Annotated in this window: 21 protein-coding genes, 1 tRNA gene and 1 pseudogene; 4 read left to right on the forward strand and 19 right to left on the reverse strand. The window is 58.5% G+C overall.

Translation table 11 applies throughout. From position 1 onward, the window contains the following. Window positions 1-32: 32 nt before the first annotated feature. The 4 genes from sixA to HA43_RS15285 all read right to left on the reverse strand — a co-directional run bounded on the left by sixA (window position 33) and on the right by HA43_RS15285 (window position 4,614). Window positions 33-515, reverse strand: coding sequence for a phosphohistidine phosphatase SixA (gene sixA / locus HA43_RS15270; RefSeq protein WP_039385580.1), 483 nt, complete (start codon window positions 513-515; stop codon window positions 33-35). Between the two features lie 207 nt (window positions 516-722). Then, the gene (fadJ, locus tag HA43_RS15275; protein ID WP_039379154.1) at window positions 723-2,843 is read right to left on the reverse strand and encodes a fatty acid oxidation complex subunit alpha FadJ; all 2,121 of its coding nucleotides are present in this window, start codon (window positions 2,841-2,843) and stop codon (window positions 723-725) included. Beyond that, entirely contained in the window at window positions 2,843-4,153 is a 1,311-nt protein-coding gene (gene fadI / locus HA43_RS15280; RefSeq protein WP_039379155.1) for an acetyl-CoA C-acyltransferase FadI, read from the reverse strand. The genes fadJ and fadI overlap by 1 nt, the downstream gene beginning before the upstream one ends. A gap of 164 nt (window positions 4,154-4,317) precedes the next feature. After that, window positions 4,318-4,614, reverse strand: coding sequence for a YfcZ/YiiS family protein (locus tag HA43_RS15285; RefSeq protein WP_094112054.1), 297 nt, complete (start codon window positions 4,612-4,614; stop codon window positions 4,318-4,320). Window positions 4,615-4,975: 361 nt separating this feature from the next. Between HA43_RS15285 and fadL the strand changes: the two genes are divergently transcribed. Further along, window positions 4,976-6,226 carry a long-chain fatty acid transporter FadL gene (gene fadL / locus HA43_RS15290; RefSeq protein ID WP_071668097.1) on the forward strand — a complete coding sequence of 417 codons (1,251 nt, stop codon included), beginning with the start codon at window positions 4,976-4,978 and terminating at the stop codon, window positions 6,224-6,226. Window positions 6,227-6,276: 50 nt separating this feature from the next. Here the strand turns inward: fadL and mlaA are convergent, their stop codons facing one another. The 10 genes and pseudogenes from mlaA to ccmA form a co-directional block, all read right to left on the reverse strand. Then, window positions 6,277-7,044: a phospholipid-binding lipoprotein MlaA gene (gene mlaA / locus HA43_RS15295; protein WP_094112055.1), complete on the reverse strand. Its 768-nt coding sequence runs from the start codon at window positions 7,042-7,044 to the stop codon at window positions 6,277-6,279. 35 nt (window positions 7,045-7,079) lie between these two features. After that, window positions 7,080-8,291, reverse strand: coding sequence for a c-type cytochrome biogenesis protein CcmI (gene ccmI, locus HA43_RS15300; protein ID WP_094112056.1), 1,212 nt, complete (start codon window positions 8,289-8,291; stop codon window positions 7,080-7,082). After that, on the reverse strand, window positions 8,291-8,749 hold the full coding sequence (locus tag HA43_RS15305; RefSeq protein WP_094112057.1) for a cytochrome c-type biogenesis protein: 459 nt from the start codon (window positions 8,747-8,749) through the stop codon (window positions 8,291-8,293). The genes ccmI and HA43_RS15305 overlap by 1 nt, the downstream gene beginning before the upstream one ends. Further along, complete coding sequence (locus HA43_RS15310; protein WP_039379161.1) at window positions 8,746-9,303, reverse strand: DsbE family thiol:disulfide interchange protein; 558 nt, start codon at window positions 9,301-9,303, stop codon at window positions 8,746-8,748. Before HA43_RS15310 ends, HA43_RS15305 begins: the two co-directional genes overlap by 4 nt. Beyond that, the gene (locus HA43_RS15315) at window positions 9,300-11,258 is read right to left on the reverse strand and encodes a heme lyase CcmF/NrfE family subunit (RefSeq protein WP_094112058.1); all 1,959 of its coding nucleotides are present in this window, start codon (window positions 11,256-11,258) and stop codon (window positions 9,300-9,302) included. The genes HA43_RS15310 and HA43_RS15315 overlap by 4 nt, the downstream gene beginning before the upstream one ends. Next, complete coding sequence (gene ccmE / locus HA43_RS15320) at window positions 11,255-11,740, reverse strand: cytochrome c maturation protein CcmE (protein ID WP_039379164.1); 486 nt, start codon at window positions 11,738-11,740, stop codon at window positions 11,255-11,257. Before ccmE ends, HA43_RS15315 begins: the two co-directional genes overlap by 4 nt. Further along, on the reverse strand, window positions 11,737-11,967 hold the full coding sequence (gene ccmD, locus HA43_RS15325) for a heme exporter protein CcmD (RefSeq protein WP_039379165.1): 231 nt from the start codon (window positions 11,965-11,967) through the stop codon (window positions 11,737-11,739). Before ccmD ends, ccmE begins: the two co-directional genes overlap by 4 nt. Then, window positions 11,964-12,703: pseudogene (locus tag HA43_RS15330) on the reverse strand (heme ABC transporter permease). The gene ccmD and the pseudogene HA43_RS15330 overlap by 4 nt, the downstream one beginning before the upstream one ends. A gap of 53 nt (window positions 12,704-12,756) precedes the next feature. Beyond that, a complete protein-coding gene (ccmB, locus tag HA43_RS15335) occupies window positions 12,757-13,416 on the reverse strand; it encodes a heme exporter protein CcmB (RefSeq protein ID WP_039379167.1) in 660 nt (219 codons plus the stop codon). Then, window positions 13,416-14,024, reverse strand: a complete 609-nt coding sequence (gene ccmA, locus HA43_RS15340; protein ID WP_039379169.1) for a cytochrome c biogenesis heme-transporting ATPase CcmA — start codon at window positions 14,022-14,024, stop codon at window positions 13,416-13,418. The genes ccmB and ccmA overlap by 1 nt, the downstream gene beginning before the upstream one ends. A 243-nt stretch (window positions 14,025-14,267) precedes the next feature. Between ccmA and HA43_RS15345 the strand changes: the two genes are divergently transcribed. Next, entirely contained in the window at window positions 14,268-15,206 is a 939-nt protein-coding gene (locus HA43_RS15345) for a formate/nitrite transporter family protein (protein ID WP_071668068.1), read from the forward strand. A gap of 96 nt (window positions 15,207-15,302) precedes the next feature. Beyond that, window positions 15,303-15,377, forward strand: a tRNA-Arg gene (locus HA43_RS15350). On the opposite strand, the gene HA43_RS15355 is transcribed toward HA43_RS15350, so the two are convergent. After that, window positions 15,337-17,202, reverse strand: coding sequence for a 3'-5' exonuclease (locus HA43_RS15355; protein ID WP_094112065.1), 1,866 nt, complete (start codon window positions 17,200-17,202; stop codon window positions 15,337-15,339). The genes HA43_RS15350 and HA43_RS15355 overlap by 41 nt on opposite strands. Window positions 17,203-17,476: 274 nt before the next feature. Here HA43_RS15355 and HA43_RS15360 point away from each other — a divergent pair, with 274 nt between their 5' ends. Then, window positions 17,477-17,722, forward strand: coding sequence for a DUF2543 family protein (locus HA43_RS15360; protein WP_039385596.1), 246 nt, complete (start codon window positions 17,477-17,479; stop codon window positions 17,720-17,722). A 52-nt stretch (window positions 17,723-17,774) separates the two neighbouring features. On the opposite strand, the gene HA43_RS15365 is transcribed toward HA43_RS15360, so the two are convergent. From HA43_RS15365 to xylB, 4 genes are read right to left on the reverse strand one after another with little or no spacing between them, the layout of a single operon-like run. Continuing rightward, complete coding sequence (locus HA43_RS15365) at window positions 17,775-18,782, reverse strand: substrate-binding domain-containing protein (protein ID WP_039379361.1); 1,008 nt, start codon at window positions 18,780-18,782, stop codon at window positions 17,775-17,777. Between the two features lie 34 nt (window positions 18,783-18,816). Then, on the reverse strand, window positions 18,817-19,836 hold the full coding sequence (locus HA43_RS15370) for an ABC transporter permease (RefSeq protein ID WP_369826788.1): 1,020 nt from the start codon (window positions 19,834-19,836) through the stop codon (window positions 18,817-18,819). A 33-nt stretch (window positions 19,837-19,869) separates the two neighbouring features. Continuing rightward, window positions 19,870-21,342 carry a sugar ABC transporter ATP-binding protein gene (locus HA43_RS15375; RefSeq protein ID WP_071668099.1) on the reverse strand — a complete coding sequence of 491 codons (1,473 nt, stop codon included), beginning with the start codon at window positions 21,340-21,342 and terminating at the stop codon, window positions 19,870-19,872. A 17-nt stretch (window positions 21,343-21,359) separates the two neighbouring features. Beyond that, window positions 21,360-22,877, reverse strand: coding sequence for a xylulokinase (xylB, locus tag HA43_RS15380; RefSeq protein ID WP_094112059.1), 1,518 nt, complete (start codon window positions 22,875-22,877; stop codon window positions 21,360-21,362). Between the last annotated feature and the right edge of the window lies 1 nt (window position 22,878).

The following is a 22,878-nucleotide window of genomic DNA, read 5'->3' on the forward strand; positions in this document are numbered from 1 at the left end:
AACGCAGCTGCAGCCTGAATTATGAAGGGGAATCAGATAGCTTTAGCAAGCCTGGCCGGACTCACCTGCCACAAAAGCTTACCTTCGCACTCGTCGGCATTAAAATCGATACAGGCGATAGCCGACGTGGCGAACATGGGCGGCGCTTCCTGCGGGCACAGCTCAGAAACCAGGTATCCTACCAGCGGCAGATGCGAAATCACCAGCACGGCTTTCACGCCCTGCACCGCCAGCGCCTGCAAATGCAATGCGACCTGTCCCGGATCGCCGCCCGGCGTCAGTTCAGAAAGAACGTCCTGGTTTTGCGGCAAATCCAGTGCCTCGCGCACGGTGGCGAGCGTCTGCCCGGCGCGCAGATAGGGGCTGACCAGCACCCTTCCGATATCCGGCGTCTGGCTGTTGAGCCAGCTCGCCATCTGACGTGATTCGTTACAGCCGCACAGCGTAAGGGGGCGAGCAGAATCGCTCGCGGCTTCCAGAGCTGCATCGCCATGACGCATGATAAAAACTTGCATAAAGCACCGCTGTTGTTGGTCGATATCGTCCGGTACCACGGCACCAGACGCTTCATTCTGCGAATGAAGGCTGTGTTTTACCCCAATGGCTTCAGTATAGTCAACCGGTTGCTTATTAAATAAGCGCCCGCTAAATCGGTACCGGCTGACCTGTACTGCATCTTCTCTGCTAAGCGGCTGAATATGCACCGCTCTTGCTGAATGTGATTAAATGTAAAAATGCGCGCCGCTTTCTGCCCGCTTCAGCAGCGCCTCGCACGGGGCAAAGCGATCGCCATGCTGCTGGGCGAGGGCCGTAAGTCTCTCCACAAGCGCAGCGCTGCCGTATCGATCCATATAACGGAACGGTCCGCCAAGAAAAGGTGGAAAGCCGATGCCGAATACCGCAGCAACGTCGCCATCGCGTGCCGAACGGATCACCGACTCATCCAGACAGCGCGCGGCCTCATTTAACAGCATCAGCATGCAGCGTTCAGCAATCTGCTGCTCACTCTGACGCGCCTCAGGTTTAAGAGCGAGCAGCGTATAGAGGCTGCGATCCGCTTTACGCGCGCCGGGCCAGCGTCTCTTCTCATAGTGATAAAACCCTTTCCGGTTTTTTCGTCCTTTGCGATCGTCAGCGAGAATCGCATCAACCGCGGCCTGCGGTGCGGCAAAGCGCGCGCCATAAGCCTGCTCAAGCAGCGGGCTGATTTTACTGCCAGTGTCGATACCGACTTCATCAAGCAGCTGCAACGGCCCTACCGGAAAACCCGCTTTTACCAGAGCCTGGTCAATATGTTCGACCGGTTCTCCCTCCAGCAGACAGCGCAGCGCTTCGTTGATATAGGGGGCGAGAATACGGTTAACGTAGAAGCCTGGGCGATCCGCTACCACTACTGCAGTTTTACCCTGCTTTTGCGCCAGCCGCAGCGTGGTAGCCAGCGTTTCCGCTGACGTTGCCGCATGCGGGATCACCTCAACCAGCGGCATTTTATCTACCGGACTGAAGTAGTGCAGCCCGATGATATTTTGCGGCCGCTGCGCCTGCGCGGCGATAGCGCTGATAGCGAGCGAGGATGTATTCGAGGCGAAAATGGTGTCGGGCTGACAGTGCTGCTCCATTTCCGCCACCATCTGCTGCTTCAGTGCCAGATCTTCAAATACCGCTTCAATGACCACATCGCGCCGGCTGAAGCCCTGATAGTCGGTACCGCCGCTGATGCGCGCCATCTGCTGCTGACGCTCTGCGGGTTTCAGCTGACGCCGCCTGACTTTTTTTGTCAGCAGATCCCAGCTGTAGCGCAGCGCGTGATTGATTCCGCTGAGCTGGATATCTTTGATACGCACCGGCAGTTCCGCTTTCAGCGCCGTCACGCTGGCAATCCCTCCGCCCATCAGCCCACCACCCAGTACGCCTACCTGCTGCAGCGTGCGCACTTCGCCCTCTGCGGCGGCGGCTTTTTTCAGCGCGGTGGACGCGAAAAACAGGCTGCGCAGCGCTGCCGATTCCGGCGTTAGCGCCAGCTCGCCAAACGCCTGCGCTTCAGCCTCATGTCCCGCCTGGCTACCCTGCTCCAGCCCGATGCGCACCACCTGCAGAATGCGCCCGGTCGCCGGATAGTTACCCTGAGTTTTTTTATCCGTCTGACGCTTTGCCAGCGCAAACAGCAACGGGCGCCCCGCAAAGCTCTGCATCAGGCGCGCCCGCTGTGGCAACGTCCGCGCCGCGCCCTTTCCTTTATGAACGCGCGCCACCGCCGTTGCCAGTAAAATGGCCGGCGGCACCGCATCATCGACCAGGCCCAGCTTAAGCGCCTGCCGGGCACGCAGGGCTTTACCGCTGAGTATCAGCGACAGCGCCTGCTCTGCGCCAATCAATTGCGGCAACCGCTGTGTGCCGCCGGAACCGGGCAGCAGGCCCAGCTGAACTTCAGGCAGACCAAGCCGGGTCTTCTCATCCAGCGAACAGATGCGGGCGTCGCACGCCAGCGCCAGCTCCAGACCGCCCCCCAGACAGGCGCCGTGTATCGCCGCCACAACCGGAAACGGCAGCGCTGCAATCTCCGCCATCACCTCCTGCCCCTGCTTCGCCAGCGCCTGCGCTTCAGCTGATGAGTGGCAGCGGTCGATCATGCTGATATCAGCACCCGCAATAAAATTGTCCGCTTTGCCGGAAATCAGTACCAGACCCGCCAGCTGCGGATGCTGACGGGCTGCGGCGATCACCGCGCGGATCTGCGCGGCAAACTCAGCGCGCAGCGTATTCATTTTTTCACCCGGCACATCAATGGTGATCACACCAACATGATCCGGGCGCAGGGTTAACTCAAACGCGGTGTGCTGCATTATTCAGCCTCCAGAACCATTGCAGTGCCCAAACCGCCCGCCGCGCAGGCGGTTACCAGTCCCAGTCCGCCACCGCGCCGCCGCAGTTCATGCAGCGTCTGGGCGATCATGCGGGCACCGGTGGCGGCAAACGGATGCCCGTAGGCGATGGAGCCACCCAGCACATTAAAGCGGTCATCATCAACCTCGCCCAGCGCCTGCGGCCGGTTGAGCACCTCACGCGCAAAGCGCGCATCGCTGAACAGCTTCAGGTTGGCTAACGTCTGGGCGGCAAAGGCTTCATGCATGTCAATCAGCGTTAAATCACCCAGCGTGACGCCAGCGCGATCCAGCGCCAGCGGCGAGGCGTAAGCCGGGCCCAGCAGCATGTCGGTCTGCACATCAATGGCGGTAAACGCGTAGCTGCGCAGGTAGCCCAACGGCGCTATTCCCAGTTCGCGGGCGCGCCCTTCTCGCATCAGGATGAGGGCTGCCGCGCCGTCCGTCAGCGGCGTACTGTTTGCTGCGGTTACCGAGCCGTGACGCCGGTCAAACGCAGGCCGCAGTCGGGCATAATCGGCCGCGCTGGCGTTAAAGCGGATGGTGTTGTCCTGCTCAACCGGCGCTTTCCACGGCGGCACAAAGGCGGGCATGACCTCCTGCTGCAGTACGCCGCTCTGCCACGCCTGTGCGGCACGCTGATGTGAGCGCAGGGCAAGCGCATCCTGCTGCTCACGTGTAATACCCCAGGTTTTAGCCATCTGCTCAGCCGTATCTCCCATGCGCAGTCCGGTTGAATACTCCGCCACGGCAGGCGGCACCGGCAGCAGATCGCGCGGGCGCAGACGCCGCAGGATCTGCAGCTTTTTGCCCACTGTCCGCGCACGGTTAAGATCGACCAGCGCACGCGCCAGCGTTTTGCTGACGCCAATCGGTAACACGGAGGAGGAGTCTGCGCCGCCGGCAATTCCGGCATCGATGGTGCCCGCCATCAGGCTCTCCGCTACGTTAGCGACGGCCTGAAAGCTGGTTGCACAGGCGCGACTGACGCTGTAGGCGTCCGTGTGCACGCTCAGCCCGCTGCTCAGCACAATTTCGCGCGCAATATTTGGCGCTTCCGGCATCTGTATCACCTGACCAAACACCAGCTGATCGATCACCTCAACCGGCAGTTCGCTGCGCACCAGCAGTTCGCTGACCACCATACGCCCCAGCTCCAGCGCCGGAATGCCGTGGAAATCGCTCGCCTGCCGGACAAAAGGCGTACGCAACCCGTGAGTAATAGCGATACGTTCGCCCTGACGCGTCAGCAACGGCTGCGCTCTGCTCATGCTTTTCCCCCTGTAACCGACGATCTGACACCATTGCCAGAGAGGTCTGACCTGATCGTCAGTGTTAACCATCCGGCGACGGCTCGCCAATAGCAAAGAGAAAAAAGTGCGAGGAAAAACACGAAAATAGCGATTCGCCGTCGCGGATTGACGGCGATGCAGAATTAACGCAGGGCGAGCTGAAAAATCAGCGCTTCAGCCTGACAGGCAAAGGTAAATTCAGCGTTCAGGCGTATACCTTCCGGCTCTGAGGTAAATTGCGCCGTAATCTCACAGGGTTCAGAGGCAGTTTGCTGCGCTTTCTCCGTCAGTGTTAACAGCATCGCTTCGGCAGCTGCGCGATCGGGAAACAGCGCTGACCAGCGGGCACTGCAGTCGCTGTTATCAATCACAATGCCCGTATCCAAACAGCAGCAGGCAGCGGTCTCGCGGGCACTGCATTTATTAATGGTCTGACTCATGAGGTTTCTCCGGCTAGAAAAGCGGGCGTTATAAGGAGGGTTTTCTGTCAGAAAGTGTACGCCTGCGGGCCAATTTCCTCTATCATTGCGTCGCTAAGTGACGAATATCACAATAAAATTTGATCCAAAACAAACCTGAGCCGGTATGCTGACGGCGCAGTATAAAGAAATTGTTAAGCAGATCTGATTTTATCGATCAAGTCTGTAATATTTGAAAAACATTATTGCAACTTATACACAGGTCAGACCTATACTCGTCGCACTGGTCTGATATGTCTGTTTAATCTCAGTCCCTACAATCCGCCGTCCTTTGTTACGCGACGTGACAACGTTTAATAATAATTTTGATGAGGTTGTGGTCATGAACCATAAGAACCTGTTTGCAAAGTCAGCTGTGGCAGCTGCAGTGGCGCTCGTCTCCTCCCAGGTTTACGCCGCAGGCTTTCAACTTAACGAATTCTCAGCAATTGGATTAGGTCGCGCTTATTCAGGCGAAGGCGCGATGGGTGACACAGCAGCATCGGCCAGTCGCAACCCCGCTACCATGGCACTGATGGATAGCCCGATGTTCTCCATCGGCGCAGTCTATATCGATCCTGAAGTAGATATTAGCGGACGCAGTCCGCTCACCGGCAACAGCCTGGACGCGAATAACATTGCGCCTAATCAGTGGGTGCCAAATATTCACTACGTTCAGCCGCTTACCGATCGGTGGTGGGTGGGCGCATCCGCGACCTCAAACTATGGCCTGGCCACTGAATTTAATAATGGTTATGCCGCAGGAGGCTATGGCGGTAAAACCGATCTGATGACCGCTAACCTTAATCTCAGCACCGCCTATCGTCTGAACGAGCACCTGAGCGTTGGCGTTGGCTTTGATGCGGTTTATGCCCGCGCCAAAATTGAGCGTTATGCCGGTGAAGCTGGCCCGGCAGTGGGCTTCCCGTCCGATCTGCAGGTCGCACACCTTAAGGGCAATGAGTGGGGCTATGGCTGGAACGCCGGCGTGCTGTATGAAGTGGATAAAAATAACCGTTTCGGCTTTACCTACCGCTCTGAGGTAAAAGTCGACTTTGACGGCAATTATAAAAACGATATCCCGGCGGCGTTTGGCGGTACCGGCGGCTCAACGGTGCCCGGCTACCTGACACTGAACCTGCCGGAAATGTGGGAAGTGTCCGGCTGGCATAAAGTTGCGCCGCAGTGGGCAGTGCACTACAGCCTTGCCTATACCAGCTGGAGCCAGTTCCAGGAGCTGAAAGCGACTGGCAGCCGCGGCCAGACGCTGTTCCAGAAAGATGAGAGCTTTAAAGATGCCTATCGCATTGCGCTGGGTACCACCTACTTCTATGACGATCGCTGGACCTTCCGTACCGGTATCGCCTTCGATGACAGCCCGGTTCCGGCCGATAAACGCTCTATCTCTATTCCGGATCAGGATCGTCTGTGGCTGAGCGCCGGTGCGTCTTACGCCTTTACGCCTGAAGCGTCAGTGGATGTCGGCGTATCTTATATGCATGGTCAGCACGTTACCGTTAATGAAGCCCCTTATACCTTCAACTCAGAAGGCAAAGCCTGGCTTTACGGCGCAAGCTTTAACTATAAGTTCTGATCGCGCCTGCCGCACAAGTAATAAGGGCAACCCGGTGGGTTGCCCTTTTTTTACGGCGCGTCGATATCCTGCAAATCGTTTTGTATCGCGCTGGCGTTTGGATTCTCTTCCGGCTTCAGCTTGCCGCCGTTAGCCAGAAAATCGTTACGCTGGAAATAGGCATTGCGGATAAAAGAGTAAGGATCCTGCTGCTGTTTCAGCAGCCCGTCAGAGTCCAGCAGCTGAGCACGCGTCTCTACTCCCTCCAGCGCCCACTTACCGATCGACATCGGCCAGGTCAGCCAGCTGAGTACCGGATAGAGCGTATCCACATAGTCACCGCCATCCTGCCGTACGGTGAAGCTGCCGTAGCCAGGCAGTACGACATACGGGCCGTAGCCAACGCCATAACGTCCCAGCGTGCTGCCAAAGCGATGCGGTACCTCGCGCGCCAGCACCGGATTCGCTTTGCCTGCAACATCGATAAAACCGCCCAGGCCCAGCACGGTATTCAGGAAGAAACGCGTGAAGTGGATCCCGGCCTGACGCGGCTCGCCCACCAGAATGGAGTTAACCATGCTGGCAGGTTCATTCAGGTTGCCGAGAAAATTACTCACGCCGGTACGCGCCGGTACAGGTACATAGTCGCGCCAGGCTACCGCCACCGGGCGCACCACATAAGGATCAAGTACGTTGTAATTAAAATTGAACATCGTACGGTTAAAACCTTCCAGCGGATCGCTGCGCTGCGCCGGGGCGGCGTCATCCGCCGGTTTTGAGCTGGCGCATCCCACCAGAAGTAAACTGGCCAGTGCCAGACTGGTCAGGCGGTTATTCATGTTCTTCTCCCTGTGCGGATGATAAATGTAGCGCTTCAGGGCTGCTGCTGATCGATCTCAACAGTCAGCGGCTGGTGACCCTCCCACGAGGTAATAGCACTGAGCCCGAACCAGTCCCCGGCCTGAGGATTTGCGCTGCCGTCGCGGGCAATACGCACTCTGACCTGAACCTGATGCTGCGCCGAAAGCAGGCGATCGGGCATCATAGCGTTGCTGTCATCCAGCGTAAGCGATAGCGGAAAGTGGCTAAGCGGCAGGCGCTTAACGGCCACGGGCACCGGTGAAACACCGTCAGATACAGAAATATACAACACTCCGTCCGGCGGCAACATTTTTTCTGCCTGTGGCGACAGCTTGACCCTCAGGCTCAGCGCGACCGCCTGCTGTCCGGCAGCGGTTTTTGCCTGTTCAATGCTGCGCTGAATCAGCGTGATGCGCGGATCGCCGGCAGGCAGTAATGCCAGCATGGCACGCCACGCGTCGAGCGCTTCAGTATAGTTCTGCTGCCCGGACGCGTTGAATGCCAGCAGGCTAAGCGTACGCAGATTCGCGCTGTCGCGCTTCAGCAGCGCATGCAGCAGCAGTCCCGCCTGCCGGTTATCCTGCGGATCGCCGGAGCGTGTCAGGACTTCGGCGTAATCCTGCTGCAGCTCCAGGCTGTCAGGCGCACGCTGCAGCGCGCGCTCAAACGCCTGTCCGGCAGCGGTAGCATTGTTCAGCACCATACCAAGCCGCCCCAGCATCGCCCACTCATCGGCGCTGCCGGGTGTCTGCTGCAGCGCCGTGCGCAGTCCCAGCTGCAGGCGCGCCAGCTCCTCCATCGTCAGCGGCTGCGCATCCGGATCCATTACGCGGGCGCGCAGCGCCGGATAGTCACGCTGAACGGCGAGCCAGCCCGCGAGCTGTGCGTAGCCGCCGGTTTGCAGATAGACCCCGGTTGTCACCAGCAGCAGCAGGATCACGCCCGGCAGCAGGATCCAGCGGCTGCTCTGCCGCGCCGGAAGAGTCTGCCCGTCGGGTACGTCCGTCAGCAGCATCTGCTGCAGATCGCGCTCCATCTCTGCGCGGTCTGCCACCACGCCTTCCGTTTCATCACGCTGCAGCTCGCGCAGGCGTTGCTGGTAAAAGGCGGTGTTAAGCCGGTCGCGTTCGCCAGCATGGTGTTCACGCTGACGCCATCCCGCAGCCAGAAACAGCGCTACCGCAGCCGCCAGTAAGACGATCAGAGTCGTGCAAAATACAATCATTACGGCTTCCCGTTACGTTCCAGAATCGCCGCCAGGCGCTGTTGTTCATCGTCATTCAGTTCAGTCGTTTCACGCGCGCGGCGGTTACGCAGCAGGATCACTCCGCAGCCCAGCAGCACAAACAGCGCCGGACCGGCCCATAAAATCAGCGTCGCGGGCGTCAGCGGCGGATCGTAAGTGACAAAGTGACCGTAGCGCGCCACCATGTAATCCACTATCTGCTGCCGGCTCTTGCCCTGCTGCATCAGCTCATAGACTTTCAGGCGCATGTCAGCGGCAATCATGGCGTTTGAATCTGCAATGCTGTTGTTCTGGCATTTCGGGCAGCGCAGTGAGGCGGTGATCGCCCGGTACTGATCCTCCTGCTGCAGCGAGGTAAACTGCAGGCTATCTGTGGTGGTGGCCCGGACGCTGAGCGTAAGCAGCAGCGCCGTCAGCGCAATAAGCAGCCTGCTCATGCCCCCGCCTCCCGGCTATATTTTTCCCACAGCGGTTTAACCTCTTCATTCCAGACGCGCTCGTTCATATCACCGGCGTGGCGATAACGAATGATGCCGTGGCCATCAATGAGAAAGGTTTCCGGCGCACCGTAGACACCGAGGTCAAGCCCCAGCATGCCGCTGCCGTCGTAGAGGCTCAGCGCGTAAGGGTTGCCCAGCGTATTAAGCCAGTTTATCGCTTTCGTACGGTCATCTTTATAGTTGAGGCCAACCACGCGCACGCCCTGCTCCGCCAGCCGGTTCAGATAGTGATGCTCAGCGCGGCAGGTCGGACACCAGGTTGCCCAGACGTTGAGCAGCAGCGGCTGACCATCGGTAAGGATCTGCTGGCTGTAGATTTTGCCTGGCTGATCCAGCGCTTCCAGTCTGAACTGTGGCACCGGTTTGCCCGTCAGGGCTGACTCAAGCCGGGAGGGATCGTCACCCTGTGCATTACGCGACAGCTGCCACAGCAGCGCTGCCGCCAGCAGCAGAAACAGCGCCAGGGGAATAAAGAGAATTTTTTTGCTCATGCCCGCTCCTCACGCGCAACTTTTTTCCGCGCGCGATAACGCGGATCCAGCAGGCAGAGCAGGCCGCCTGCCGCCATAAACAGGCCGCCAAACCAGATCCAGCGGACAAAGGGTTTGTAGTAGAGGCGTACGGCCCAGGCGCCGTTATCCAGCTCCTCGCCGAGTGCGGCATAGAGATCGCGGGTAAATCCGCCGCTGATCGCCGCTTCGGTCATCATGGTGCGGGCAGCGGTATAAAAGCGTTTTTCCGCCCGCAGTACCGCTTCCGGTTTGCCATCGCGGGTGACATCGATGATCGCCACGCCGCCGCTGTAGTTAGGCCCCTGCAGGTTATGCACGTCGCGGAACACAAAGTGATAGCGATGAATATCGATGCTGTCGCCCGCCTTCATGCGCACATCGCGCTCAACGCTGTACTGGGTGCTGAACGCGATGCCTACTACCGTTACCGCTACGCCCAGATGCCCCAGCACCATGCCCCAGTGGCTGCGCGACAGATGCCACAGCCCTTTCAGCAGGCTATGCCGGTGAGTCGCGCGCTCATGCAGCTCCATCAGCGTCAGCAGCGTGACCCAGATCGCCATCAGCAGCCCGGTTACCGTCATCGCTTCAATGCGATCTTCCAGCAGCCACGGCAGCAGAACAGAGAGCAGCAGGGTAACCACCAGCCCGGCACTCAGCCGCTTCCACAGCTTTTGCGGCTCATCACGCCGCCAGCGCACCAGCGGACCAATACCGAGCAGCAGCGCAAACGGCGCCATCAGCCAGCTGAACAGCGTATTAAAGAAAGGTTCTCCCACTGAGATACTGCCCAGCCCCAGCTGCTTGTGCACCAGCGGCAGCAGCGTACCGAGCAGGACCACCAGCATTGCCGCAATCAGCAGCACGTTATTGCCCAGCAGAAACGATTCCCGCGACCAGATTTCACTCTGCACGCGGCTGCGTACCTGACCGCCGCGCAGCGCATAGAGCAGCAGCGAGCTGCCAATCACGATGATCAGAAAAGCGAGAATAAACATCCCGCGCGCCGGATCGGAGGCAAAGGCGTGCACCGAGACCAGCACGCCGGAGCGCACCAGAAAGGTGCCGAGCAGGCTGAGCGAAAACGTCGCGATCGCCAGCAGCACGGTCCAGGCTTTGAAGCTGCCGCGCTTTTCCGTTACCGCCAGCGAGTGCATCAGCGCGGTTCCGGCCAGCCACGGCATAAACGAGGCGTTTTCCACCGGGTCCCAGAACCACCAGCCGCCCCAGCCCAGCTCATAATAGGCCCACGCCGATCCCAGCACGATACCGATGGTCAGAAACACCCATGCGGCGGCGGTCCAGGGGCGCGACCAGCGCGCCCAGGCGGTATCCAGCCGTCCGGTCATCAGCGAGGCGATGGCAAAGGCAAAGGCGACCGAAAAACCGACATAGCCCATATAGAGCAGCGGCGGATGGAAGATCAGGCCGATATCCTGCAGCATCGGGTTAAGATCGCCGCCGTCGATGGGGAAATCAGGCAGCGTGCGGGCAAACGGGTTGGAGGTCAGCAGGATAAACAGCAGAAAGCCGGCGTTGATCATCCCCATTACCGCCAGCACGCGCGCCAGCGCATCGCGCGGCATCTCGCGGCTGAAAATTGCCACCGCCAGCGACCAGCTGCTGAGCAGCAGTACCCACAGCAGCAGCGATCCTTCATGCGCACCCCAGGTCGCGGCGACGCGGTAATAGACCGGCAGCAGCGTATTTGAATTTGTCGCGACGTAGGCAACGGTGAAATCGTTCACCACAAATGCGTGCACCAGCACCATAAAGGCGGCGGCAATGGCTAAAAACATGCCCCAGGTCAGCGGTCGCGCGAGCGTCATCAGCCGCGCATCCTGACGCGCGGCGCCCCACAGCGGGTAAATACTCAGCAGCAGCGCCAGGCCCAGCGCCAGACAGAGCAGAAAAGTTCCGATTTCCGGCATCATGGCTGATTACCCGCCGGCTGATAGCGCACTGCGGCGCGGGTATGATTGGTATTCATTGCGTCCTGAATTTCCGGCGGCGTATATTTTTCGTCGTGCTTGGCCAGCACTTCCCGGGCGCTGATAACATTACCCGCCTGCAGTACGCCCTGCGCCACAACCCCCTGCCCTTCGCGGAAGAGATCGGGCAGGATGCCGTTATAGCTGACGCTGACCACGCCTCTGGCGTCATACAGGCTGAAGGTTACCGCCAGCGACTGCGGATCGCGCCTCACGCTGCCTGGCATCACCATGCCACCCACGCGCAGACGCTGTCCCGCTTCCGGCTTCAGCTGCGCGTCGCCTTTGCCGTTGATAATCTCGCCCGGCGTATAGAACAGATCGATGTTTGAGCGCAGGGCATACATCACCAGCGCGGTCGCCAGGCCAAGGCCGGTAAGAATAGCCAGCACCACCAAAAGGCGGTTGCGACGACGGAGATTCATCCTGCCTCCCCGGCAGCGCGCGCGCGCTGTTTAGTCTGTGCCGCACGTACACGCTGCTCCCGCGCCTGACGCTGACGGATCTCCGCCAGCAGACGCCGCCGCTGCAGCAGCGTATGCAGCACCAGGCCCAGTAGCGGGATCAGAGTGCAGGCAACCGACAGCCAGACAAAAAAGGCGTAGCCGCCCATAGCAAAGAATTCACTCCATGAGGTGAAGGCCGGACTCATGCTTTTGCTCCCTGCTGTGCCAGCGCGATAGCCCACGGACGATGCCGTTCGGTCAGTAAAATCAGGTTACGCAGCCGCATCAGCGTCAGCGTGATAAACAGCAGCAGATAGCCGAGAATCGACCAGCGCAGCGGCGTGCGCATAGAGGGATCGATTGCCTGCTGCAGCAGACCGGATGAGCCCTGATGCAGCGTGTTCCACCACTGCACAGAAAAATGAATAATCGGCAGGTTCACCACGCGACGAGGATCAGGATACCGGCGGCACGGCCCGCCGTGCGGCGATCGTCAAAGGCGAGCCAGAGCGCCATCGCGCCCATATAAAGGAACAGCAGCACCAGCTCTGAGGTGAGGCGCGCATCCCAGATCCACCAGGTTCCCCACATCGGTTTGCCCCATGCGGAGCCGGTAATCAGCGCAATAAAGGTAAAGGCGGCTCCCACCGGCGCCATCGCGGCGGCGGCCAGGTCAGCCATCTTCAGCTGCCACACCAGACCGGTAAAGGCGGCAATCGCCATGGCGGCGTAGATCCCCATTGACCACATGGCAGCGGGCACGTGCAGGTACATAATCCGGAAGCTATTGCCCTGCTGGTAATCAGCCGGAGCGAAGCCAAATCCCCATCCCCAGCCAAGCAGCAGCGCGCCGGCTGCGGCAATCGCCATGCCGGGAATAAGTCGCCCGCATAGCTGGTAAAGGCGTTCCGGCCTTGCCCACTGATGTATCCATTTCCACATTTGCATTGCTCACACTAATAATAAAGAGGGAACGGCTTCTCTGAGGAAGCGCGCTACTGCAGGCTGATCCGCAGCGCCGCAGCGGTGGCAAACGGCGACAGCGTCGCACTTACCGCCAGCATCGCGCCCAGAACCGCCAGATAGCCGCCAACTGGCAGCCCCTGCCCGGCGGCGTCGATAGCCGCACTGGCAAAAATCAGAACCGGAATGGTCAGCGGCAGCACCAGCAGGCTGAGCAGCACGCCGCCACGCCGCAATCCCGTTGTCAGGCCGGTGCCGATAGCACCAAGAAAGCTCAGCGTCGGCGTACCCAGCAGCAGCGTCAGCGCCAGCGCGCGCCAGCCGGCCATATCCAGCGACAGCAGCAGCGCCGCCAGCGGTGACAGCAGGATCAGCGGCAGGCCGGTGACCAGCCAGTGAGCAATCACTTTACCCAGCACCGTGACCGGCAGCGGCGCCGGCAACAGCAGCAGCTGCTCCAGCGATCCATCAAGGAAATCGTCGCGGAACAGGCGCTCCAGCGCCAGCAGCGAAGCCAGCAGAGCGGCGACCCAGACCACGCCGGGCGCAATGCGCGCCAGCTGCTGCGGCTCCGGACCGATGCCGAGCGGAAACAGCGTAATGACGATGAGAAAGAACCACAGCGGGTTGATCACTTCAGCCCCGCTGCGAAACGCAATTTTCAGTTCACGCCGGAGAATACGCAGCAGCATTATTGCCACTCCCCGCTCAGGCGTATTTTACGCAGCGCGGCGGCGGGCAGTTCCTGATGCGTGGTGAGGATCACCGCCCCGCCCTGGCTGGCGTGCTGGTTAAAACGGGCCATGAGTGCTTCCACACCGGCTTTATCAATGGCGGTCAGCGGTTCATCCAGGATCCACAGTCGGGCTGAGCTGAGCCAGAGGCGTGCCAGCGCGACGCGCCGCTGCTGACCCGCAGAGAGCTGCGCCACCGGCACCTCTTCATAGCCGGTCAGGCTGACCTGCTCCAGCGCCGCATACAGCGCCGTCTGGCTGCTGTCGCCGTGCCAGAAACGCAGATTTTCCAGCGGAGAGAGTACCGCTTTTACGCCAGGCTGATGGCCAAGATAAAGCAGGTTTTGTTGCCATATTTCACGCTGACGCTGCAGCGTTTCGCCCTGCCAGCGCACTTCGCCCTCTTCTGCCCGGCTAAGCCCGGCCAGCAGACGCAGCAGTGAAGTTTTACCGGCGCCGTTCGGCCCTTCTATCTGCACGAGGTCACCCGGCCGGACATGGAAGCTCAGCCCATGGAACAGCATTCGCTCATCGCGAACGCATGAGAGATTAATGACTTCGAACATAGAGGGGCGCATCACCGCAAAAAATGAGGCGGCGATAATACCACACTGTTGCAGTGCGCCGAAGAGTGTGACCGTGCTCTCATTTCGCTGCGCACCGCTGTTTCACGCCTTCAGATCCGAAAACTGTATAAAAAAGCCGCGCGGTTAAAATTTTGTTACGCTTAAAGAAATTCTTCGTAACATTTCAGGCTTGCTAAAACCGTCTACGCTTATTACGCATTGGCACTATCACCAGGAGCAAACATGAAGCCATCGCCATCAAATGCTGAACACGACAATGACGTAGACAGCGAAGAAAAAGAGCAAGGCACTGAGATTGAAGTTGATGAAGAGGCCCTGCCCTCGCGGGCAGCGGCGATTCATGAAGAGATACGGCAGGACGGGGAGAAAGAGTTAGAGCGTGACGGCATGGCGCTGCTGTGGTCAGCCATCGCCGCAGGCCTCTCAATGGGCGCGTCGCTGATGGCGAAAGGGATTTTTCAGGTTCACCTTGAAGGGGTCCCTGGCGCCTTTCTGCTGGAGAATCTCGGCTACACCTTTGGCTTTGTGATTGTGATCCTCGCGCGGCAGCAGCTGTTTACCGAGAACACCGTGACGGCGGTCCTGCCGGTCATGCATAAGCCCACCGGCAGCAATTTTATGCTGCTGCTGCGCCTGTGGGGGCTGGTGCTGCTGGGCAATCTGATTGGTACCGGGCTGGCGGCGCTGGCCTTTAACTACATGCCCATTTTTGATGAGGCGACGCGCCAGGCGTTTACGGCCATCAGTGAAAAGGTGATGGAAAATTCGCCGGGCGAGATGTTCGCTAATGCCGTGATCTCCGGCTGGATCATCGCCACTATGGTCTGGATGATCCCGCATGCGGAGAATGCCAAACTGCTGATTATCATTATGATGACGTGGCTGGTGGCGCTGGGCGATCTGGCGCATATCGTGGTCGGCTCGGTCGAAGTACTCTATCTGGTCTTTGCGGGAACGGTGCCGTGGCAGGAGTTTTTCTGGCCGTTTGCGCTGCCCACGCTGCTCGGTAACATCACCGGCGGCACGCTGATTTTTGCCCTGATCAGCCATGCGCAGATCCGCAACGACATGAGCGAAGAGGCCAAAGCGAAGGCGCGGGCAGATCACAAACGCCGTGAGAAAGCAGAAGCGAAGAACGCTGCCGGAGAGCAGACGGAGTAACCCGCTCTTCCGGGCGCGGCGCTGCTGACAGAATGAGCAATCACGCCGCGCCCGGTTAACATCCGGGAGACATACGGGTATACTGCGTTTCCGGATGTCTCCTTAGTTAAATGGATATAACGAGCCCCTCCTAAGGGCTAGTTGCAGGTTCGATTCCTGCAGGGGACGCCACAGACATCTCTCCCTCATCCTGCAGATCCATACCGGCAAATTTCGACAGCTGCTGACTGATGCTATTTTCTTTGTAGCAGGTGACCAGTAACGCCTGGGTTGCGCGCGTAAACGCCACATACAGCGCCGGGATAGCTTCAGACTCATCTTCAGCCCCTTTATGAACAAATGATGCATTGATCACGGCAACGTAAGGGAATTCAAGCCCTTTGCTGCTCTGAAAGGTCAGCAGATGAACCACATCCTCCCGATGCGAATAGCGTTTTTTATCTTCCGTGGTGAAGCTGACGGCGGCGGGGATCGCCTGCTGCTGCAGCAGGTCGATGAGTTTGTCTGCTGAAAAATGCGTAGGACAAAGCACCGCCATGTCGCCCCAGCGGCCCGCAGCCGCATATTTCTCTCGCAGCCAGGCCACAACGCGCCGGGCTTCATCGACCGCAGAGTGACACTGTTCGATATCGGGAATGTCGCTGTTCTCTTCGCCGCAGGCTTCCGGCAGCACCAGCGGAAGCTCCTGATTATGGTGCCGGTCAAAGTAGTCGCGTGAAAAAGCGTAGGCAAAATTGAGAATGCGCCGCGGATTGCGATAATTCACCCGAAGAATAGAGGTGCGCCCCTGAGCCTGAATACCCACGCTCGCCAGCGAAAAGTTCAGCGCTTTCTCGCGCCGGTACAGAGACTGGGCGTCGTCGTACATCAGCAGCAGCGAGCGGCGGGTGTTATCAAACAGCCGGGCTATCAGTGAAAGCCAGCGCCGGTCGAAGTCATGTCCTTCATCCACCAGCACCGCATCATACCCCGCATCCCCGACAGTGCCGTTATCAACCGCATTTTCCAGCGCCGCAAAGCAGTTATCATAATAGCGCCCTTCCCCGCTCATCTTCAGCTTAAAGGTCCGGGCTGCCGTCGCGCACCAGTCATGAAAATGATAGACGTGTACTTTATGCGATAGTCCTCTGGCCGCGATGCATTCACGGATATAGTTAGCCAGAATGATATTAAAACAGAGCACCAGCACAGGGCGTGTGGTGGTCTCGGAAAGGTATAAACAGCGGTAGAGTAAAATCAGCGTTTTACCGGAACCGGCTACGCCATGAATAACACGATGCCCTTCGCCGAGATTGCGTGCCAGCACCTCCTGCTGCAGATCCATTACCCGGTAAATATTACTGCGCTTATTTTTTACCGTAATGGCGATCTCCGGAAAAAGATGCCGGCGCAGAATATCCCGCACAGCCGGCGTTATTGCAGGCCTGAAACGGGTGGTAAAGAGTCCGGAAACTTTAGCGCGAAACGCAGAAACAGAGACAGACTCGGTCATTTCATCCTGACAAATCGTCAGCGCCTGTGGAAATATAGATTCAACCACGCCATCGGCTGAGAGTGATGTCAGCTGCTGACGGGTAATATTGGTAAACACCACACCATAAGCCCAGGCGATATTCAGCTTTCCTTTATACAGGCCTGTTTTTTGCTGCAGTTTCGGATCCTGAGATAACAGGTCAACGGTCGCACAGGCATACTCCCTGACCTGCAGCAGCGGATTTTGCGCCTGCGTTTCGCCCTGAGCATGTCTCAGCGTTACCGTCTGCGGGTCCGCATGCTGAAATGTACTTAGCTTCCAGTCTTTGACCTCAAGGAAAATAAGCCCGTTGGCAGGATCGATAATAACAAAATCGGGATGCCTGTACTGGCGCCCGACCGGAATGTCATACCAGATAAGACAATCATCGCCGAGATGCGATTCAAGCCGCTGGGCGACGCGTCGTTCCCCGTGCGTCATTCGCCCTGAACAGAGCGTCAGGGAGGTCATTAATTTCGCCATAAAACAGTATCCACGTATATAAAGTACATCAGCGCAACACCACGATAACATCGCTATTAAAACTTTAGAATACGATGTTATGCCACTTAACCCTGTCCTGTTTATTATGTTGCCGGCATGCTGATAATACCGGCCCGGTACCAGGTTCATGATGACAATAATAGCGCGATGTCTTTGCCTTTTCCGGCAGGCGGGAAAAAGCTGGCAGGAGTGGTATGATTTACGTTAAATGATGCCGCTGGCATCTGACCCCTTCCCGTTTCCGGAGCGCACTATGAAACATGAGATTGATCTGAAGTATTACGATATCGCTGACGCCTACGCTGAAGAGTGTGAAAAACCGGTGAGCGAAGCCGAGCGCGACCCGCTGGCGCACTACTTCCAGCTGCTGATCACCCGCCTGAATAACCATCAGGAGATCAGTGAAGAAGCGCAGCATGAGATGGCGCGCGAGGCGGGAATTGCTGACGCGCGCATTGATGATGTGGCGAACTTTCTGAATGAGTGGGGCAACGAGTAAACGGCTTTGGCAGGCTGTCTGCTGGCAGACAGCCTGCCCGCCGTCGCGTTGATTACTTACGCGCGTCCAGCAGCTGCTGCGCATTATCCGCAGTAACCGTGGTCCACGGAATGTAATAGTGTTTTTTCGTGCCGCCATCCCAGGCGAGATCTTTGGCATACTGCTGCCAGATGTCAGACTGCGGCTGATAGCCTGCGCCTTTTACCGCACGCAGCGCGACATCAATAGCGCCCTGCATCTGGCCTTTCGCATCCTGCAGAATAGAGACCATTTCACCCGCCTGAACGGCATGAATCGCATCAGACACCCCATCCACACCCGCAATGGCGAAGTCGTTCACGTTCAGCCCGGCGCCCTTAATCGCTTCAATGGCTCCCAGCGCCATCTCATCGTTTTGCCCAATCACCCCGTTGATTTTGCCGCGATGCTTCTGCAGCCAGTTCTCCATCAGCGGCTGTGCTTCAGCGCGTGACCAGTTGGCCGTTTTTCTCTCCAGTACGGTAACCTGGCCCGGACCACACTCCGCTATCGCTTTATCATTGCCTTTGCCGCGCTGGATCTCACCGCTGCCGCCCTTCGGCCCTTCAATAATGACGACATTGACCTTTTTGGTTTTGCACTGCAGCTTATCCAGTACCGCTTTGGCTTCCAGATAGCCGCCCAGCTCATCATTAGAGACCACTTCGGACGTCATCTCTTCCGTATTCAGGCGGGCGTTGGTGACCACCACCGGAATTTTAGCCTCTTTAGCATTGGTCACAATATCGATGTTGGCTTCATAATCCATCGGGTTCACGATAATCGCGTCGGCACGCGTCTGGATAGCGGTCGCCGCCTGGTCATTCTGCACCGACGCGTCATAACGACCATCATAAAAGGTGAGCACGGCTTCGCCACTTTTTACTGCCGGATGCGCTTTACCGTAGCGCTCCATCAGCTGAACGAACTCCGCCTTATTGCCATACATCAGCACAGCGATTTTTACGGGGGCAGCCTGCGCTATGCTAATCGCGCCCAGCGTCAGGGCTGAGGTTAACAGAGCGATAGATCTTATTTTCATTGTTCTCTCCTGGCAGGGTTTATCTATTCAGAGGTTAATCGCGCTGTTGTTTACGCGACGGGTCGAGCAGTACAGCCACTACAATCAGAGCGCCTTTGATGATCTGCTGGTAGTAAGACTGCACCCCCAGTAAATCCAGGCCGTTATTCATTACGCCGATGATCAGCACGCCAAAAAAGGTGCCGACAAGCGTACCGACACCGCCAGCCATACTGGTGCCGCCAATCACTACCGCAGCAATCGCATCAAGTTCATAGCCTGCGCCCGCGTTGGTCTGTGCCGATCCGGTGCGTGCGGTGAGGATCAGCCCGGCGATTCCGGCCAGCGCGGCGCACAGGGTGTAGACCATGACTTTTATTCCGACGACGCTGATCCCTGACGTGCGGGCACTTTTCGGGTTGCCGCCAACGGCATAGACGTAGCGCCCGAGCAAAGTTTTATTGAGCAGCAGCCACGCGAGACCAAACAGTACGACAAAGATAATGACCGGTACGGGTATGCCGGCTATGTAGCCGTTGCCGAGCCAGCGAAAATCGCTGTTAAGCTGCGAAACCGGGTTGCCGCCGGTGGTCAGCATCGTGAGTCCGCGCGCAGCGGAGAGCATGCCCATGGTGACGATAAACGGCTGCAGCCGGTAACGCGCCAGCACGGTACCGTTGATCAGGCCGCAGACAATGCCAATTCCCAGCGCGATAATCATCGGGACCATCACCGCATGTGCCGTATCCCCAATTGCCATACCGCTGTTGTTCGTGGCGAAACGTGCAGCAACAATGCCGCTCAGCGCCAGCACCGATCCTACCGACAGATCGACGCCGGCAGTGATAATCACAAAGGTCATGCCAATCGCTAAAATGCCGTTGATAGAGACCTGGCGCAGCACAATCAGCATATTTTCATTACTGAGAAAATAGTTACTGCTCCAGGCGCCATTAGCGACCTGCAGCTCGCCGACGGCAGCCACAATCAGGCAAAGCACAAAGAACGCGATGATGATGCCGTATTTGTGCATACGTCTTTTGTTGCGCGTAAAAAATGAGATGCCGGAAGGCATGGAATGTGTGGTGTTCATAACGTGATCTCTCTGTTAAACCGCCAGCTTCATCAGTTCACTCTGCGTTGCCTGAGCCGCACTTAATTCTCCCGCCAGCTGCCCGTCGCGGAACACCAGAATGCGATCGCTCATGCCGATGATCTCTGACAGCTCTGAGGAGACCATCACGATCCCCTTGTTTTTCAACGCAAACTCGGACATAAAGCGGTAAATCTCTTTTTTCGCGCCGACATCAATACCGCGGGTAGGCTCATCCAGCAGCAGTACTTCCGGGTCCAGTAACGCCCAGCGTCCCAGCACGACTTTCTGCTGATTACCGCCGCTGAGGTTGCCCACCAGCTGTTCGGCATCCGGCGTTCTGACGTTAAAGCGTTTGATCATCTCCAGGCTGCGCTGCTGCTCCTGCTTCTCACTGATAAAACCGGCGCGGGAGATAGCGCCAAATGAGGCGATGTTGATGTTTTCGCGAATCGAACGGCAGAGCACCAGCCCGGTTGCTTTGCGATCTTCTGTGACATAAGCGATGCCGTGCCGGATCGACTCTTTCGGTGAGTGGCGGCCCAGCACCACCTCGCCGAGGCGAATGGTTCCGCTGTCTGCGTGTTCAATCCCAAACAGTAAATCGAGAAACTCGCTGCGCCCGGAGCCAACCAGCCCGTAAATGCCGAGGATTTCGCCCCGCTTCAGGTGCAGGCTGATATCGTTGATTTTATTGCGCCAGCGCAGGTTTTTTACCTCCATCATCACCTCATTACCCGGCTGATTAAACTTGGCAAATTCACTCTCATATTCTCCGCCAATAATCTGCTCAATCAGCTGCTCGCGCGTGATATCGGCCAGCATGCCCTCCTGCACCCAGGCGCCATCGCGAAAGATGGTATAGCTGTCGGCAATCTGGAAAATCTCGGAGAGGCGATGGGAGACATAAATAATGCCTTTGCCCTTTTGCGCCAGCCGGGTCAGGGTCTGAAAGATTTTTTGCGCATCCTCCTCGCCAATCGCTGAGGTTGGCTCATCCATGATGATGATGTCAGCATTCGCGTGCGAGAGCGCTTTGGCGATCTCCACCAGCTGCTGCCCGGCAACGCTGAGGTTACGCATCTTTTCAGTAGCAGAGATGTCAAAATCGAGCTCTGCCAGCAGCGCGCGGGTACGCTGATTGAGCGTGGCAAAGTCAACAAAACCAAAGCGGCGCGGTTCGCGTCCCAGCCAGATATTTTCAGCCACCGTCAGGTCCGGAATTGCGCTCAGCTCCTGCTGAACAATCGCGATACCGGCGGCCAGCGCGTCCCGCGGATGGGCAAAGCTGCAGCGCCTGCCGCGAATAAATATCTCTCCGGCGTCGGGCTGGATAAACCCCATTAAGATGCTGAGAAAGGTCGACTTTCCGGCACCGTTGCCGCCGCACAGCGCGTGAATGGAGCCGGGGCGCAGCGCAAATTCGGCGTTTTTCAGCGCCACAACCGGACCAAACGCTTTGCGGATCCCCGTGACTTCCAGCAGCATCTCCTGGTTATTTCTGGTCACAATGCCACCTCCGGATAAGTCGTGCTGAGACGCTTCAGATAGCGCTGATAGTGCGTTTCATAGGTCTGATGGCGCGCGGCATCGGGCACGGCGCGGGTACTTTCATCCGGCGTGACAAAGCGCTGGCACAGCGACTGCAGTAACGCATCCGGCTGCTGTGCCGGGTTATCCAGCAGCGCGCTGGCCCACATCGCCTGAATTGCCGCACCCAGCGCGGCGGTTTCCGGAATACGCAAAGAGACCACCGGGCAGTTCATGACGTCAGCCACAATTTGTCGCCAGCCAGCGCTGCGCGCGCCGCCGCCGGTAAGGCGGATCTCCTGCGCGCTGATGCCCTGCTGCCGGAACAGATCAAGTCCGTAACGTAATCCGTAAGTGGCACTCTCCACGGCGGCGCGGCAGAGGTTAGCGCGGGTAAAATTCACGGCGTTCAGGTTGTGCAGACTCGCCTGCGCGTGGGGCAGCGCCGGCGTGCGCTCGCCATTAAAAAACGGCAGCATCTCAACGCCCTCAGCCCCCGGCTCTGCCTGGTTCAGCAGCTGATTAAAGCCGGTAAGATCCTCTGCCAGCAGCGTCTGGATCAGCGTGGTCGCCGAGGTGACATTCATGGTGCAGATCAGCGGCAGCCAGCAATTAGTGCTGGAGCAGAAGCTGGCAATCAGGCCGTTTTTGTCAGTCACCGGCGTCTCGCTGCAGGCGAACAGCGTGCCGGATGTTCCCAGGCTGAGCGTCACCGTGCCAGGCGCAATATTGCCGGACCCGATGGCGGCCATCATATTATCGCCGCCGCCTGTCGCGACCCGCACCGTGCGGCGTAGTCCCAGCCGCTGCGCCGCTTCCGGCTGCAGGGTGCCGATACACTTTTGCGCGGCAGCCAGCGGCGGCAGCGCCTGCCACAGCCGGCCGTCAGGATCGATAAGCTCCACCGTATGCCGATCCCAGCTGCGGCTGCGGATATCCAGCAGTCCGGTGCCGGAGGCGTCGCCATACTCCATAACCCGTTCGCCGGTCAGCCAGAAGTTAAGATAATCGTGCGGCAACAACACGGTATGTAAACGCGCCCACAGCGCCGGATGCTGCTGCTTCAGCCAGAGAATTTTTGAGGCGGTGTAGCCGGTAGCCGGAACAATCCCGGGCTGTGCCAGCGCACCGCTAACCCCTCCCAGCTGCTGCAGCAGCCAGCTGTTCTGTGCATCGGTGGCGGTATCGCACCACAGCTTTACCGGATGCAGCACCGCTCCGGCTTCATCCAGCGCCACAAAGCCGTGCTGCTGGCCGGAGACGCTGAGCGCAGTAATCTGCTGTGTATCAATAGCGGCGTCTGAGGCTGCCTGATGGAATGCCGTGACCAGCGCGTCGATCCAGTCGCTGGCATGCTGTTCACGGGCGCCATCCGCCCCGCTCTGCAGCCGGTGCGGCGCGCTGCCTTCGCCGACGATCGTCCCCCGCTCGCTCTCCACGATAACCACGCGCGTTCCCTGCGTGCCGCAATCTATGCCTGCATAGAGCGCCATG

Origin of the sequence: Pantoea eucrina, assembly GCF_002095385.1 — a bacterium.
In the GTDB taxonomy this organism is placed as follows: Bacteria; Pseudomonadota; Gammaproteobacteria; order Enterobacterales; family Enterobacteriaceae; genus Pantoea; species Pantoea eucrina.